Consider the following 17,728-nt stretch of genomic DNA (forward strand, 5'->3'; position numbering starts at 1 on the left):
TCAATGAAGCCCTTTGTCCATTCTGTTAGCGATCTTGTGACGAATATCCGTACCTATTGCCGCGAAATGGCGATTCATTCCGACAGCCCCATTTTCGATCAGGTGGGTCGGGTCAAATGTTGGTATGCCTGGCGAGAGCCTGAGACCACTGAATGGCTGTTTGCCCCCAGCAAATACATCGGTTATGCCGGGATGGACAAAGATTACTATGCCGAAAATTATCGGGATCTGGACGGCAAGATAACGGAAGTGAAGCTCAGTAAATTCTCTGCAGGGGTCAGCAAAAGCGACCATGCTATGCTGGAGAAAAAACTGGCAGAACGGCTGTTTTACATTCACCGTTCGCCGGGGAAATCGATCAAAATCCGCGTGGTGAATGATCCAGATAATGAGGTTCACATTCCGGGCAGTCAGCAACGTCCGGTCTTTATTCTGCCGTCAACGGATCTGGATTTTTATCGTCTGGTTCAAGAGCCTCGTCTCGCACCGAAGGTTACCAGCATTGCATACAGCGAAGAGAGCGTGAAGCTGGATTTAAGTTTTAACGACGACAGATATAGTGTCGCGCTTCAGCGCCAGAGCAACGGCAAATTTGTGGGTCATGCCGAACGCCATGACAACGTTCGCATCCCCGTTGAGGCATATGTACATCTCAGTGATGACGACCTGGAAATTGAGGGTACGAAATGGGTGGAAAACGGCAGCGACTACGCCTGGCATTTATCGGTCGATCGTAAACTGTTGTGATCGCATGCCCCATGTGGCACGGGATTGAAGGCGCAGACAACGGCGGGCCGCCGCAGTTAATTGCGCACGTCGTGAACCTGTTCACACATTCTCACTAAGCGCGATGAATTTTCTTTCAGGCTGGGTTGCTCGGGGGGGGCTTGGGCAACGATGCGCACGCTATGCTATTTTTCCTGGCTTTATAATGCCTTATCAAAACGCCCGCCAATGATATATTTTCCTCGCTCTACGAATATTTGCGTTAAGTAAATCTATCTCCTCAATTAGCCCTAAATTACAGCTTTTATTACACGATTACATATCTTGACATAGATGTTACTGATCGGTAATTATTACGTAACGCAATAAGTTTATTCTTATTTGAAGCTCGTTATTCCGGCCGCCCCATTTATTAACTCACTGTTATGTCGGGATAACATGAGAAAAATTATGATCAGCGGGTCTTTTAATCTTTCTTAAATAAAGGGCTCTTCAGGAAATGGGGATTCTTTCAGGTCGACACAGTTTTAACATCCTGCCTGCAATTATACTTTCTTTACCCTTTGTCATTTCTGTGACGACGGCTCAGGCGAGGGTGCCTTCGTCCTCCTCGCACTCTGCTTCTACCGATACCTCAACGGGCGGTTTATTTGCCGCACTACGAAGCACCATGCTCCGTCACCCTGGTCTCGCCAGTCAGCAGGCTCTTCTGCGTTCCAAAGAGGCCAACGCCGACAGTGCTCGCGCGGCACGTTTGCCAACGCTTGGTGCCAGCGCGGGGACGGGGCAAATTTCAGGTTACAATGATTCCAGTACGACCACGCTGAGCGTATCGCAACCGTTATGGGCTTTTGGGCGTATCGACAGTGCCATTGACTACGCTGACAATGACACCCTTGCTCAGCAAGCCACGGCCTGGGCTACGCGTCGTCAATTGCTGGAAGAGACCGCAGTGGCCTATGCGAATGTGCAGGGTGTTCGTGAGCGTCTTGCCGTTGCTGAGTCGAACGTTAACAACCATCAGGCATTGCAGGAACAGATCCAGCGCCGTGCGCAGGGAGGACTGGCTTCTTCGGCTGATGTCAGCCTGGCGAAGGCCCGAATGTTACAGGCGCGGGCCTCATTCGAACAGGCCAAATCGGACCTGCTCACCGCCGAGTCCACGCTGTTGTCCTTAACTCAGGAGCCTGTCGCAAGCGACCTGCCGATTCCTGGCAACATCCTCAAACTGCCTGCCGATAAGTCTATCCAGGAACAAATCCTTGCGCAGAGTGCGACCGTGCGCGCACGCGAAGCGGCGGTGACGCTTGCCGAAACCGATGTAGAACGTCAGCGTACTTCATCGCTGCCGACCGTCTCTCTGCAAGCCTCCCGCAATGACTACTCCGGTATCCCCAACCAGAGAAATAACAATACGATCAATATTGTTGTGAGCGGCAGTATGGAGGGGCTGGGGCTGGTGTCCCGCGGCCTCCAGAATGCGGCACTGGAACGCGTGGAGGCGGCACGACAGGATCTGGCCCAACAACGCCACAGTGAAGATATCCAGACCCGCCAGTTGCTTGATCAGCGTGAGGCTAACGAGACGCTGCTGGCCGGTTATGAGCAGTCGGTCCTTGAACTCAGCGACACGCTGGCATCGTTTCGCCGCCAGTACGAATCCGGCTACAAAAGCTGGCTGGATGTCCTCAACGCTGTGCGCGAATTAACCGAACAACAACAAGCGCTGGTATCGGTGCGATCGGCATGGCGGGTCGATTCCCTGCGCCTGGCCGCACGCACGGGCCGTATGGACGATATCACTGGCGCCCAGCCCACGGGCACACAATTAGTTAACACGTCTGCGAGCCAACCCTGATGATACCTGTTCCTCTCCCTGAATTACTGGCCTTGCTGGACAAGCTACACGCCCCGGTGAATAAAGCGGCATTAACGCAGGCGTATGCGCGTGCGCAGAGCGTACCTCCGGTGAACGATCGTCCACAGGATCAGGTGCGCGGTTTATTGTCGGACGCGGGCATGAAAGATGTCCGGCTGGCGTTACTTCCCTGGCGGCGTTTTGATCCCCGCCATCTTCCGGCGTTGATGTGGCACGACCAGACATGGTGGCTGGCCGAACGACACAATGAGGGAGGGAAAACCGATACCCTGACTCTGACCCGTGAGGGTGCTGAATCCCGAACGCTGGCGGTCGACGACATTGTGACCGGTGCGCCGGGTTCGGCTGCGGGTGACGAAACGGCTGTACTCTGGTTCAGCCTGGCTTCACACGTTCAGTCAGAAAATCTCTCTGAAAGCGAAAACCCGGCCATGCGCCTGGTCTGGCGCGAACTGTTGCGTGACCGCAGTTGGGTGTACCGGGTCGTCGCTGCTACGCTGCTGGTGAACATCCTGGCCATTCCCACATCGCTCTTCGCGATGCAGGTCTACGACCGTGTGGTTCCTACCCTGGCCTGGGCGACACTGACCACGCTGGTCGTAGGGATGGTGCTGGTTGTGGGTCTGGACTGGCTGCTCAAAACACTGCGCGCCCACATTATGGACAGCGTTGCCAGCAGCGTGGATAAACGCCTTTCCCAGCATGTCTATGAACACCTGCTGCACCTGCAACTCGACCAGCAGCCCGGCAGTCTGGGCACCCTGGCCGCGCAGGTAGGGGCGCTGGATTCGGTACGGCAGGTTTTCTCTGCCGGTCTGGTCTTCGGCATCGTGGATCTGCCTTTTGCCTTGCTGTTCATCGGACTTATCGGTTTGATCGGTGGGCCCGTAGGCTGGGTTTACCTCGGAATGTTGCCTGTCGCGCTGGCGCTTGGCCTGTACACCCGCATGCGCTTGCGCCGTCTTACTCGCCAGCAGATGCTGCGCAGCAATGAGCGTCTGGGCCTGTTAGTGGACAGTATTCGCGGGGCTGAGACTATGCGCGCCAGTCATGCTGGCTGGCGTTTTGCACAAGACTGGCAGACGCTCAGTCACTCCATCGCGGGCTACAGCATTCAGCAAAAATCGCTCAGCCAGTTCTGTACCAACACCACCGGCAGTCTGTCGACGCTGGCGTATGTCATGGGGATTGTGGTGGGCGTTTGGGGCGTAGAGGCCGGATATTTGACCACCGGAGGCATGGTAGCGTGCAGTATTCTGGGCGGGCGCGTCATCGGGCCGGTGAGCCAGGGCGTGCAGTACCTGATGCAGTGGCAGCAGGTCAAAGAAGCGCTGGATATGGTGAACAACCTGCTGCGTAAACCTACTGAGCGTCGCCCCGGACAGACGCTGTTGTTGCCCGATCGCCTGCCAGAACATATTGGTGTGGAAAAGCTGCGCTTCGCCTTTCCGCAGTCTCCGGTACAACAACTCAATATTCCCGCACTCAATTTTCATGCCGGTGAACGCGTTCTGCTGTTAGGACCCGTCGGCGGCGGTAAATCGACGTTGCTGAAGATCCTGGCCGGGCTGTATCGCCCCGGTGAAGGCCGCGTACGCCTGGGCAATGCCGATTTGTGGGAGATAGACCCCCAACTGGTTAGTGCTCAGATTGGCTATCTGCCACAAGCAGTACAGCTCTTCAAAGGTACGCTCAGAAGCAATTTGATGCTCGCAGGCGCAGTCAGCGACTCCACGCTGACGGAGGTAGCCCGCGATCTGGCGCTGGATCAGGTGGCTGCCAGTAATCCGATGGGTATGGATATGGCTATCAGCGAAGGTGGCTCGGGTCTCTCTGGCGGCCAGCGCCAACTGGTCGGCCTGGCGCGTGTACTGATGGCTCGTCCGCGTATCTGGCTTCTGGATGAACCGACGGCCTCGCTTGATGGCGAAGCGGAGACGCGTGTCTGGAAAGCATTACAAGCCAGGCTGCAGCCAGAAGATATCCTCATCGTCGCCACACACCGTCCAATGGCGGCCATTAATTTTGCTACCCGCGTGCTGGTCGTGCAGGAAGGGAGCGTCGTACGTGATGGTCCTCCAGACAAGGTGATGCCAGGACTGATGGCCCGTGCCGCTAGCCCGAGGCCTGGCGTTGAAGTCACGAACGTAAAAACACGCATGCCAGAAGTATCACATTCAGCAGGAGTCGTTCATGGCCGTTGAACTGTTTGACGATGAGGTCGCTGACGCCCCGCGCGTGCATCGGCTGGAAAACTACCACCGTAGCCGACTCTCAGCCGGACTTATCTGGAGCATCGTTGCTCTGGTGTTGGGTTTTGTCATATGGGCTATGTCTTTTCACATTGATGAAGTCGCACGGGCACACGGTGAGGTTATTGCCAGCAGCCGGGTGCAGATAATCCAGACCGTGGACGGTGGCGTCCTTTCCGAGCTGCGTGTCAAAGAGGGTGATCATGTTAAAGCGGGGCAGATTCTGGCTCGCCTCGATCCAACCCGCGTTGAGGCAGCTGCGGGTGAAGTGGACGCGCGGATCATTGGTCTCAGGGCGCGTATAGCCCGACTTCGCGCAGAATCAACGGGACAGTCCGCTCCCCAGTTCCCCTCTGATCCCGGTCCGGCATTACGCGAGCAGGCAGACATTGAACGCGCGCTGTTTGTGCAGCGCCGTCAGAGCCTGAAGGAAGATATTACCGCGCTGCAGACCGCCGTGAATTTAGCCAGTCAGAAGCTCAGCCTGGTGAACGGGCTTGAACGTTCTGGCGATGTTAGCGCCAGTGAGCGGCTTAACGCACAGCGCGAGCTTAATGAGGCTCGTGCCCGCCTGCTTGGTCGGCGCAATAAGTTTTTGGATGACGCGCGAGCCGATCTCACCAAGGCAGAAGATGACCTGGGCCAGACCCTGCAACAGATGGCCGGTCGTCGCCAGCAGGTGCACGATACCGTCTTTACGGCCATGGGGCCTGGGATAGTCAAAAACGTCCGCGTCACCACGCTGGGTGGGGTATTGCGTGCCGGTGATGAGATCATGCAGATCGTCCCGTCAGATGATGCCCTCATCATTGAGGCAAAGGTTCTGCCTGCTGATATTGCCCGCGTCCAGGTTGGACTGCCGGCCACGGTACGCCTCGATCCCTTCGATTACACCATTTACGGAGCATTGCAGGGGGAGGTGATTTACGTGTCGGCCGACACCCTTAAAGAAAACACACCACGTGGCGAGGAGATTTACTACCGCGTCCATGTTCGTTTGAAAAGCCATGCAGAAGGTCTGTCAGGCGGTCAGCAAGAAGGGCAGTTTGTGCGCAGCACGACCGGTCGCCAGCTTGACATCCTTCCGGGCATGACATCTCAGCTCGATATCCGTACCGGCGATCGCACGCTGATGGACTTTTTACTTAAACCTTTGCGTAAAACACTTAGTGAATCATTCCAGGAGCGATGACACCTCAGGTGGTCGTTGCAACTCGATTTACCTGTTCGCCCCAAATGGAGATAACACACAATGAAACCCGAGACCCAAATGACGTCACGCCAATATACCCTCAGTACCGGTAAAAGCCGCATCTCTCTGCAGGCCGGGCAGAATAATATTCACAAGGTCGCGCCGGGTGAAACGTACCGGGTGCTCAAACGCAAGGGCGATAACGATCAGGAAAAACTGGCCGATGACGTTGTAGCTTCGCGTCACGGGCAGGATCTGCAACTGGATTATGCCGATGGCACCACGTTGACCCTGCAAGACTGGTATACGCAAAGTGATACCAGCGTAACCCTGCCTGCTGATGGCACCTCTACCCAGGTGATGACGCCCGGTAGCACCGAAGGGGCGGCGTTAGCCGATGGCAGCCATGTTATTTATGCGCACGGTTCTCCGGACGCGCTGGCCAGCATGACCTCAGGCCACCCTGGGCTTGAAGGTATCTTAGCTGGTCTGCAGGATGGCTCGGTAGTGACTGGCCATCCGGTAACCTATCTCCCGCAATCGCACTCTTACGCGGGCTATCTCGCCGGCGCCCTCGGACTGGGTGGCGTGGTCGGGGTTGCAGTGGCAAGTGCCAACAAAGGGCATGACAATGGCGGCAAGCACGATAACGGTGGTGGAGAAGCCCCGGTAGAGAATTCCGTCCAGCTTAACTTTGTCGGTGGTCCGGCGCTCAGCAGTAACGATTTGAAAGTGGAGATTTATCAGGCCGATGGCAAAACGCTGATTGGCACGGGGAGTTTGGGGGCCGATGGCTCGGTCACCCTGTCCGCTGGCAGTTACAGCGGCGTGGTTATTGTGAAACTGGTCAACAGCGGCGGCGCTGCTGACTACCTGGACGAAGCCACAGGCGCGGGTAAAGACCTCTCTGCTCAGCTCTGGAGCATGGGTGTTATCTCTGGAAACAACAGTACCCTTGTGCTCAATATCAACGTGTTGACCACGCTCGCCTATACCAAGGCTCAGGAAGCCCTCGGTGGCACGGCTGACAATCCCGCTACCCTGAGCGCGACGCAGGTGGCCGATACAGCCTCGGCCATCGGCAGCCTGTTTGGTGTGGATAACATTTTGAACACCACGGTCACCGCCACCAACGGCGGCAGTTTTAATGCTGCCGATGGCCTGAGTGCCGGTGAAAAATACGGCCTCCTGCTGGCTGCCTTCTCCGGTGCGGAAGCCAACGCCGGTGCGACTACCCAGACAGTCCTGGACACCGTGGCTGCCGGAATCACACTCGGCAGCAGTAACAATCTGTCTGAGGGAGCGCAGTCGTTGCTGATTAAGGGCGCCGCGACCGCCAGTGATGCATCCGGCGGCCTCAGCCTCATTATTGATACGCACGCGCCTGTCTTTAGCAGCGCGACGACGTCCAATGTGAATGAGAACATCGGCGCAGGCAAGGTGGTCTGGACTGCTGTTGCTACTGATCCTAGCCAATTTAGCTACAGCCTGGGCACTAATGGTGACAGCGCACTGTTCAGCATTAACCCCTCCACCGGTGCGGTGACGCTGACCGGCAACCCGGACTTTGAAAGCAAATCCAGCTACAGCTTCACCGTTGTGGCCACCGATGCCGCCGGGAATGCCAGCAGCCAGACGGTCACGCTGGGTATTAATAACCTGGACGAGGTTGCGCCTACGATCACCAGCGGCACCACGGCCACGGCGATCAACGAGAACAGCGGCGCGGGTCAGGTGATTTACACCGCCACCGCCACCGACACCGCGGATATCAGCGGTGGTGTCACCTTCTCCCTGAAAGCGGGCAGCGACACGGGTCTGACCATCAACCCGACCACCGGTGCGGTGACGCTGACCGGCAACCCGGATTTTGAAAGCAAATCCAGCTACAGCTTCACCGTTGTGGCCACCGATGCCGCCGGGAATGCCAGCAGCCAGACGGTCACGCTGGGTATTAATAACCTGGACGAGGTTGCGCCTACGATCACCAGCGGCACCACGGCCACGGCGATCAACGAGAACAGCGGCGCGGGTCAGGTGATTTACACCGCCACGGCCACCGACAGCGCGGATATCAGCGGGGGCGTCACTTTCTCCCTGAAAGCGGGCAGCGACGCGGGTCTGACGATTGACCCGACCACCGGCGCGGTGACGCTGACCGGCAACCCGGACTTTGAAAGCAAATCCAGTTACAGCTTTACCGTTGTGGCCACCGATGCCGCCGGGAATGCCAGCAGCCAGACGGTCACGCTGGGCATCAATAACCTCGACGAGGTTGCCCCGACGATCACCAGCGGCACCACGGCCACAGCGATCAACGAGAACAGCGGCGCGGGTCAGGTGATCTACACCGCCACCGCCACCGACACCGCGGATATCAGCGGGGGCGTCACTTTCTCCCTGAAAGCGGGCAGCGACGCGGGGCTGACGATTGACCCGACCACCGGCGCGGTGACGCTGACCGGTAACCCGGACTTTGAAAGCAAATCCAGCTACAGCTTCACGGTTGTGGCCACCGATGCGGCCGGGAATGCCAGCGATCGTACGGTCACGCTGGGTATTAATAACCTCGACGAGGTTGCCCCGACGATCACCAGCGGCACCACGGCCACGGCGATCAACGAGAACAGCGGTGCAGGGCAGGTGATCTACACCGCCACCGCGACCGACAGCGCGGATATCAGCGGGGGCGTCACTTTCTCCCTGAAAGCGGGCAGCGACGCGGGGCTGACGATTGACCCGACCACCGGCGCGGTGACGCTGACCGGCAACCCGGACTTTGAAAGCAAATCCAGCTACAGCTTTACCGTTGTGGCCACCGATGCGGCGGGCAACCACAGCGATCGTACGGTCACGCTGGGTATTAATAACCTCGACGAGGTTGCGCCTACGATCACCAGCGGCACCACGGCCACGGCGATCAACGAGAACAGCGGTGCGGGTCAGGTGATTTATACCGCCACCGCGACCGACACCGCGGATATCAGCGGGGGTGTCACCTTCTCCCTGAAAGCGGGCAGCGACGCGGGTCTGACCATCAACCCGACCACCGGCGCGGTGACGCTGACCGGCAACCCGGACTTTGAAAGCAAATCCAGCTACAGCTTCACGGTTGTGGCCACCGATGCGGCGGGCAACCACAGCGATCGTACGGTCACGCTGGGTATTAATAACCTGGACGAGGTTGCCCCGACGATCACCAGCGGCACCACGGCCACGGCGATCAATGAAAACAGCGGCGCGGGTCAGGTGATCTACACCGCCACCGCGACCGATACCGCGGATATCAGCGGGGGCGTCACCTTCTCACTGAAAGCGGGCAGCGACGCGGGGCTGACCATCAACCCGACCACCGGCGCGGTGACGCTGACCGGCAACCCGGACTTTGAAAGCAAATCCAGCTACAGCTTCACGGTTGTGGCCACCGATGCGGCGGGCAACCACAGCGACCGCACGGTCACGCTGGGTATTAATAACCTGGACGAGGTTGCGCCGACGATCACCAGCGGCACCACGGCCACGGCGATCAACGAGAACAGCGGCGCGGGTCAGGTGATCTACACCGCCACCGCCAGCGACACCGCGGATATCAGCGGGGGCGTCACTTTCTCCCTGAAAGCGGGCAGCGACGCGGGGCTGACCATCAACCCGACCACCGGCGCGGTGACGCTGACCGGTAACCCGGATTTTGAAAGCAAATCCAGCTACAGCTTCACCGTTGTGGCCACCGATGCGGCGGGCAACCACAGCGATCGTACGGTCACGCTGGGTATTAATAACCTGGACGAGGTTGCGCCGACGATCACCAGCGGCACCACGGCCACGGCGATCAACGAGAACAGCGGCGCAGGGCAGGTGATCTACACCGCCACGGCCACCGACACCGCGGATATCAGCGGGGGCGTCACTTTCTCCCTGAAAGCGGGCAGCGACGCGGGGCTGACGATTGACCCGACCACCGGCGCGGTGACGCTGACCGGCAACCCGGACTTTGAAAGCAAATCCAGCTACAGCTTCACCGTTGTGGCCACCGATGCGGCGGGCAACCACAGCGACCGCACGGTCACGCTGGGTATTAATAACCTGGACGAGGTTGCCCCGACGATCACCAGCGGCACCACCGCCACGGCGATCAACGAGAACAGCGGCGCGGGTCAGGTGATCTACACCGCCACCGCGACCGACACCGCGGATATCAGCGGCGGTGTCACCTTCTCCCTGAAAGCGGGCAGCGACGCGGGGCTGACGATTGACCCGACCACCGGCGCGGTGACGCTGACCGGCAACCCGGATTTTGAAAGCAAATCCAGCTACAGCTTCACGGTTGTGGCCACTGATGCGGCGGGCAACCACAGCGACCGCACGGTCACGCTGGGTATTAATAACCTTGACGAGGTTGCCCCGACGATCACCAGCGGCACCACCGCCACGGCGATCAACGAGAACAGCGGCGCGGGTCAGGTGATCTACACCGCCACCGCGACCGACACCGCGGATATCAGCGGCGGTGTCACCTTCTCCCTGAAAGCGGGCAGCGACGCGGGGCTGACGATTGACCCGACCACCGGCGCGGTGACGCTGACCGGCAACCCGGACTTTGAAAGCAAATCCAGCTACAGCTTCACGGTTGTGGCCACCGATGCGGCGGGCAACCACAGCGATCGTACGGTCACGCTGGGCATCAACAACCTCGACGATGTCGCCCCGACGATCACCAGCGGCACCACCGCCACGGCGATCAACGAGAACAGCGGCGCAGGGCAGGTGATTTACACCGCCACCGCGACCGACACTGCGGATATCAGCGGCGGTGTCACCTTCTCCCTGAAAGCGGGCAGCGACGCGGGGCTGACGATTGACCCGACCACCGGCGCGGTGACGCTGACCGGCAACCCGGACTTTGAAAGCAAATCCAGCTACAGCTTCACCGTTGTGGCCACCGATGCGGCGGGCAACCACAGCGACCGCACGGTCACGCTGGGCATCAACAACCTCGACGAGGTTGCCCCCAGCTTCACCACCGGTAACAGCAGCGACAGCTTCGCCACCGCCACGGTGAGCGTTGCCGAAAATACTGCCGCCAGCACCGCGATTTATACTGCGCAGGCCCTTGATAATGACGCCGTGGACGGTGGCGAGCATGTCACCTACAGCTTGATCGATACGGATAATGGCGCAGACGCCCGGTACTTTACTATCGACGCGGCAACGGGTGCAGTCACCTTCAATACCAGCCCTGACTATGAAGGCACCCACGCGCCTGCATACACCTTTATCGTCGCCGCCACTGACGCAGCGGGCCATATGACCACGCAGACCGTCACCGTTAATGTCACCGATGTCGATGAAATCGCACCGACTGTTACGCTCGACGGCAGCTCTAAGGGACCGGTGATGCTGAGCCCGGCGACCAACTTAGTTTACTCCAACGGTTTTGACACAACCACGCTGGGCGACGGTAGCTTCCTGGTGACATGGGGAGGCACCAACAATGGCAGCTACGGGATCTATGCGCAGCGCCTTAGCGCTCAGGGTGTGGCGATGGGTGATCCCGTACAGCTCGCATCTGGCGTGACCATCACTTACGCAAACGGGTCAGACAGTGTCGTCAGCGTGACGGCCATTAATGATGCCGGAGCGTATGCCGTGGCATGGGCCGGCAAGAATGGTACCAACACTGATAGCAGCATCTATACGCAGTTATTCAACGCTGACGGCAGCCCAATATCCGCAGCCGTAAAACTGGATGGGGCCGCTTCTGCGCAGGATATAGCCCCGCAGATCGCGACGCTTACCGATGGCGGCTATATCTTGAGCTGGTACATTAACAACGTCGGTGTCTACGTGCAGCGCTTTGATGACGCTGGTGCCACTGTTGGCAACACCGTGCCGCTGGCGGTGTCCGGTTCTTCTTACAACGCCAGCCCGCAGGTTACCGTGCTGGACAGCGGTAGCTACGTGGTGACCTGGCAGGGCCAAACCTCTGGCGACTACCACATCTATGTGCAGCAGTTCGACGCTACCGGCACCGCTTCCACCCCAGTGATGCTGGACGCCACGACGGGCAACAGTTCTAACAGCGAAATTCAGCCGCAGATCACAGCACTGGCTAACGGTGGCTATGTCGTCACCTGGTCCGGCTACAACTACAGCAACTCGAACTACAACAACGGCACCTATGTGCAGCAGTTCGATGCCAACGGCGCCAGGGTTGGCAGCATCGTTGAACTGGACAGCACGCATAATGGTAATTTCGGTAACAGCTCTACCTACCCGTTCGTTGCAGCGCTGGCCGACGGTGGCTACGCCATCAGCTGGATGGATTATTCCAGCATCAGCGGCTACGTCGATTACAATGTCTTTGTTCAACAGTTCTCTGCTGGTGGCAGCAAAGTGGGTGCTGCTGTGCAACTGGACGCATCACACAACAACACAAGCAGCAACTACGACCAAAACCCGCGCATCACGGCACTGGGCGATGGAGGCTACGTCGTCTCCTGGATGAGTAGGAACGGCTCGAATTGGGACGTCTACACGCAGAAGTTCAATGCCAGCGGTGAGCTTGTGGGTGGTTTCGTGAAACTGGAAGCTTTCAGCGGCGCAACTGACATCTATCCACAAGTTACCGCCGCCGGTGCAGACGGCGAATACATGGTAACCTGGTACGGTTATAACAGCGGCATTTCCGGCCGCCATCTCTACGTGCAGAAATTTAACGCCGATGGCAGCACCTGGGAAAACCTCGTCGTGCTGAACCATGATGGCCAGGCCACCGTGCAAAGCACCGAAAACGGCACCATCTATCTGGTCAACGACAATGTGACGGTAAGCCAGCTCAGCGACATTACCGGCGCTGCCAGCGACCAGTGGGCCAGCACTGCTGTCATCGCAAATACCAGCGCAGCGATCTCTGCTGCCAACCTTGCTGATGGCACTTACCACGCTTACGCCGTCGATGCAGCGGGCAATCTTTCCGTCATTTCCGGCAGCAGCGTGATGGTGGACAACACCGTGCCTGTTTTCACCAGCGCGACCACTGCCGCCGACATTACGGACAGCACCCATGCCGGCGACACCGTCTACACCGCTGCCGCCACCGATGCGCACGGGGTCACCTACAGCCTGAACGACACCGTACACTTCCGGATTAACGCCAGCACTGGCGTGGTGACGCTGCTCTCCAGTCCGGCTCAGGCTGCCGGTGCGCAATTCATCGTCACCGCCACCGACGCCGCTGGTAACCAGACTACCCAGACCGTGACCTACAACGTCGTCGATACCACACCGCCGACCGTCACGCTTATCCGTGACGGGGATGGCGTGGAGAACGGTAATGAGACCGTTAGTGTGCAGAGCACTGAAGCTGGCACGGTATACCTGGTCAGCGACAGCGTGACGGTGACGGATCTGAACAGCCTTACCAGTGCTGCCGACAACCTGGTGAACAGCGTTACCGTTACGGCGAACGCCGGCACCGCGCTGGCGCTGACTGGCCTCGCTGACGGTACATACCACGCCTACGCCGTGGATGCCTCAGGCAATGTCTCTGCTATCTCCGGCAGCAGTGTGATCGTTGACAACACCCTGCCTGTCTTCACCAGTGCCGCCATCGCCGCCGACATTACGGACAGCTCCCACGTCGGCGACACCGTCTACACCGCGGCGGCCACCGATGCGCACGGGGTCACCTACAGCCTGAACGACACCCAGCATTTCAGCATCAACGCCAGCACTGGCCTGGTGACGCTGCTCTCCAGCCCGGCGAAGGCCACCGGGGCGCAATTCATCGTCACCGCCACCGACGCCGCTGGTAATCAGACCACCCAGACCGTGACCTACAACGTCGTCGATACCACACCGCCGACCGTCACGCTTATCCGTGACGCGGATGGCGTGGAGAACGGTAATGAGACCGTTAGTGTGCAGAGCACTGAAGCTGGCACGGTATACCTGGTCAGCGACAGCGTGACGGTGACGGATCTGAACAGCCTTACCAGTGCTGCCGACAACCTGGTGAACAGCGTGACCGTCACGGCCAACACCGGGGCTACGCTGGCACTAACCGGGCTTGCCGACGGCACTTACCATGCTTACGCTGTGGACGCGGCCGGCAATGTCTCTGTTATCTCAGGCAGCAGCGTGGCGGTGGACAATACTGCACCTTTGCTGACCAGCAGTACCCCGCATGACGATGGCAGCAGCGTTGCCACGGGCGCTAACCTCACGCTGACCTTTAGCGAGAATGTGCTGGCGGGCAGTGGTCACATCACCCTGGTCAACGACAGCAACAGCAGTCTGAACAAGGTTATCGACATCACCGACAGTTCGCAGGTCAGCATCAGCGGCAACACGGTGACTATCGACCCGACAACGGATCTGGCGGCAGGCGCAAACTATCACGTCCAAATCGACAGCACCGCGCTGCACGACACGGCGGGTAATGGCTATGCCGGTATCAGCACCTCGACGGGGCTGAATTTCACGACCGCTGCCGCCTCGACCGGGAATCCCTCCATCGTGGTGTTCGACCTGACGACGGGCCAAAGCTCTGACCACAACGGGCGCGTTTTTGATGCCAATACCGCCTACACCATCTATATCAAGGTCAACAGCGATACCAGCACGCTGGTTGGTCTGGATAGCAACGAGATGTGGTCGGGTGCGCAGAATCTGGGCACCGACGACAAAATTGTGCTGGTAGGCACGGGCAGCGCTGTTAAGGGAAGCCATGGCGAGGCAGTGATGGGGATGAATCAAGTTGGAAATGCCGTTCACTGGATGGCAGCGTTCTCTACTTCGTTTTCTAATTATGTCGCCGGAATTAATGCAAACGGCCAGTTCACTCGCAATGATGTAGCGCCTGGCAAGGATCTTTGGAACGGTACCTGGGCCGCGAACCCGAATCATGACAATTCGTTTGCTCAGGCGTATATGCAGGCGATGCCTGCCGGTGTTCTCACCTCGCAAGGGCTGGCGATGCCATGACAGGTTCACTGATACTGCTACGCCGTCTGGTCGAAATGCGGCAGTTTGAGGCGCTGCAGGAGGCAGGCTTTAGCCTGCCGGCGCTCTCACCAGCAGAACAGGTGCTTTTGGCCCTGGCTCAGGCCCATTTGGGCCAGCCAGCGGCGGCCCGCCAGACGCTGATGGCGCTGGACCCGGCTACACTGGAGGTCGACGCCCGCGTCGACCTGGCGGCCTTACACCTGCTTCTTGGGGAATCAGGCGCGGCGCAGGCGCTGCTGGAAGCCACCCGCACTGAGGCACCAGACCACTCGCTTTTGCTGGCGCGTCTGGCTGCCTGTTATGTGCAGCATCAACGGGGGGAGGAGGCTATTCCCCTGTATGAATGCAGTTTGCGCCTGCAACCACGTATCGAGGTCTATCAGCAACTGCTGCGTCTCTATCTGCAAAGTGAGGCGTTGCATCAGGCAGAGGAGACACTGGCCGCCGCAGACCTCTTTTGGGCAGGCGAGCGGGAGCACTGGCCCGCACCGCAGGTGGCTCTGCACGACCAGCAACTGCGCGGCCTGCGTCTGGAACTGTGGCTGGCCCGTGGCGACAATGCCCGCGCTGAGGCCTGGCTGGACTCACGCCATGCTGAACTGGCTGAGGAGGATTACTGTGGCCTGCTGACCGGTTATGTTCAGCGTCTGGCCGAGCGTGGACGCCATGCCCAGGCTGAGGATGCGCTGCGCCGTGGTCTGCATCATTACCCGGAACATCCTGACCTCTACCAACAGCATGCGGAGCTGGCGGAGCTTCAGGGGCGGATGCCTCAGGCCATAATGTTGCTGCACCGCGCCATTAATCTGGCTGGGCAGCAGCAAAAAATGACGCTTCCTCTGCGCCTGAAACTGGCCAGCGTCGCGACTCATGGGCATCCTGCGTTGGCGCGTGACATGGCTGAACAGGCGATTGAGGAGGCCGGGGCGCTGACGCCTTCACCCGATATCGACGCCGCGCAAATCGACTACTGGCTGGCGCAGGCACACGTGGCACTGGCCGGAGTTGACGCGCAGGAGCAGCAGTACACCGGCGCGGAGGCGAGATACGTAGAGGTTCTGCAAGCACATCCGCGGCTGGTACCTGCACTGCAGGGGCTGGGGCAGTTGTATATGCAGTTGGGGCGCATCGACGAGGCCGTCGCGCTGTTTGAGCAGGTACTGGCTGTCGACCCGGCACGCGGTCATGCCGCACTGATTAACGCCCGACGCTTTCCACAAGATGAAGAGACGTTAATTCGCCTGGAAGCCTTTGCACGACGACCTGGCCTTACCGGACCGGTGCAGCCTGGACTACTGCTGCAACTGGCTGCGGCCTGGGAAAAACGCAAGGACTACACCAAAGCCTTCACCCTGGCCGATGAAGCCAATGCGGCCAGTCGTGCGTTTCTGAGTTATGACCCGGTTGCGCATCGGCAAGGCAGCGCGCGTATCCGTCATGCTTTTAGCCGTTCACTATACGAACACCGACGCGGCATCGGCAACGCCTCAACGCTGCCGGTGTTCGTCCTGGGTATGCCGCGTTCCGGTACGACGCTGATTGAACAGATTCTGGCAGGACACAGCCAAATCCACGGCGCGGGCGAACTTGGGGTGATTCCCAGCACGATTGCCAGGCTGGAGCGCTGGGAACGTCATACGGGGTCAGGACGCCATTACCCGGACTGTGTGGACGATCTGTCGGCCGATGTTGTGGCGGGCATTACCGACAGCCTGCTTAAGGAGCTCAAGGAAACCGTGCCAGAAAACGCGTCTGAGGTCCGGCATGTGGTGGATAAGCTGCCGCACAATTTCGAGAACATTGGTCTTATCAAACTGCTGTTCCCGAACGCGCGGATAATCTCAGTACGACGCGATCCGCGCGATATCGCTATCTCCAACTACTTCACCGACTACGCGGCGAAACATGGCGGTATGGGCTTCGCCTATGACCTGCAGTGGATTGGTGAACAGCTGGCCGACCACAATCTCATGATGCACCACTGGAACCAGCTGTTCCCCGGCGAAATTCTCGAGGTGCGCTATGAGGACGTGGTATCTGAACCGGAGCGCGAGGCGCGTCGCATGCTGGATTATCTGGGCGTGCAATGGGAGCCGCAGGTGCTCGACACGTCTGAACTGAAAAGGCCGGTCAAGACCGCCAGTGTGTGGCAGGTACGTCAGCCTATCTATCAGACCGCCCGCGAACGCTGGCGCCGTTACGCGGACTTTCTGACGCCGCTTATCGCCGGTACGAACGCGAAGATCGTGCATGAACCTATTGAGATGGTGAGCTTGCCCGTACCCGGCATGCAGACCGATGGCATAGCGCACTATCGTCAGGGGAAGCTAGATGAAGCAGAGATGCTCTTCAAACGCCTGTTGCACCACGTGCCTGAACACGCGACCGCGCATTTCATGTTGGGTCTGATTTGCGTGCGTAAAGGGCATCTGGCTGAGGGCATTACGCACATGGAAAAGGCACACCAGACATGCCCGTGGAATACCAACTGGCGGGGCGATCTGGCGCAGGCATACGAATTAGCGGAGCAACCGGAAAAAGCACAGAGGTTAAGGGCGCACCACGTCGGTACGGGTGACAACGTGGTAAGCGCAATGGATGAAGGCCGGGATGAGGCATTACCTCTGGGCTTTTCCATTCGCACCTCCGCGACGGGGCCATATTAGAACACCG

The 17,728-nt window shown here is 59.0% G+C and carries 6 protein-coding genes; all 6 read left to right on the plus strand.

Translation table 11 applies throughout. The annotated features are described in order from the left end of the window. The first annotated feature begins 3 nt into the window (after window positions 1–3). Window positions 4–747 (plus strand): hypothetical protein, encoded by a 744-nt coding sequence (locus M1D91_RS04695; RefSeq protein ID WP_437434485.1) that lies wholly within the window; start codon window positions 4–6, stop codon window positions 745–747. 649 nt (window positions 748–1,396) lie between these two features. After that, on the plus strand, window positions 1,397–2,584 hold the full coding sequence (locus M1D91_RS04700; RefSeq protein WP_437434615.1) for a TolC family protein: 1,188 nt from the start codon (window positions 1,397–1,399) through the stop codon (window positions 2,582–2,584). Next, window positions 2,584–4,809 carry an ATP-binding cassette domain-containing protein gene (locus M1D91_RS04705; protein ID WP_437434483.1) on the plus strand — a complete coding sequence of 742 codons (2,226 nt, stop codon included), beginning with the start codon at window positions 2,584–2,586 and terminating at the stop codon, window positions 4,807–4,809. Before M1D91_RS04700 ends, M1D91_RS04705 begins: the two co-directional genes overlap by 1 nt. Then, window positions 4,799–6,049: an HlyD family efflux transporter periplasmic adaptor subunit gene (locus M1D91_RS04710; RefSeq protein WP_437434482.1), complete on the plus strand. Its 1,251-nt coding sequence runs from the start codon at window positions 4,799–4,801 to the stop codon at window positions 6,047–6,049. Before M1D91_RS04705 ends, M1D91_RS04710 begins: the two co-directional genes overlap by 11 nt. 78 nt (window positions 6,050–6,127) lie before the next feature. Further along, a complete protein-coding gene (locus M1D91_RS04715) occupies window positions 6,128–15,034 on the plus strand; it encodes a beta strand repeat-containing protein (RefSeq protein WP_457976030.1) in 8,907 nt (2,968 codons plus the stop codon). Next, the gene (locus M1D91_RS04720) at window positions 15,031–17,721 is read left to right on the plus strand and encodes a sulfotransferase (RefSeq protein ID WP_437434255.1); all 2,691 of its coding nucleotides are present in this window, start codon (window positions 15,031–15,033) and stop codon (window positions 17,719–17,721) included. The genes M1D91_RS04715 and M1D91_RS04720 overlap by 4 nt, the downstream gene beginning before the upstream one ends. Window positions 17,722–17,728: the final 7 nt, after the last annotated feature.

This window comes from Enterobacter sp. SA197 (genome assembly GCF_054131575.1).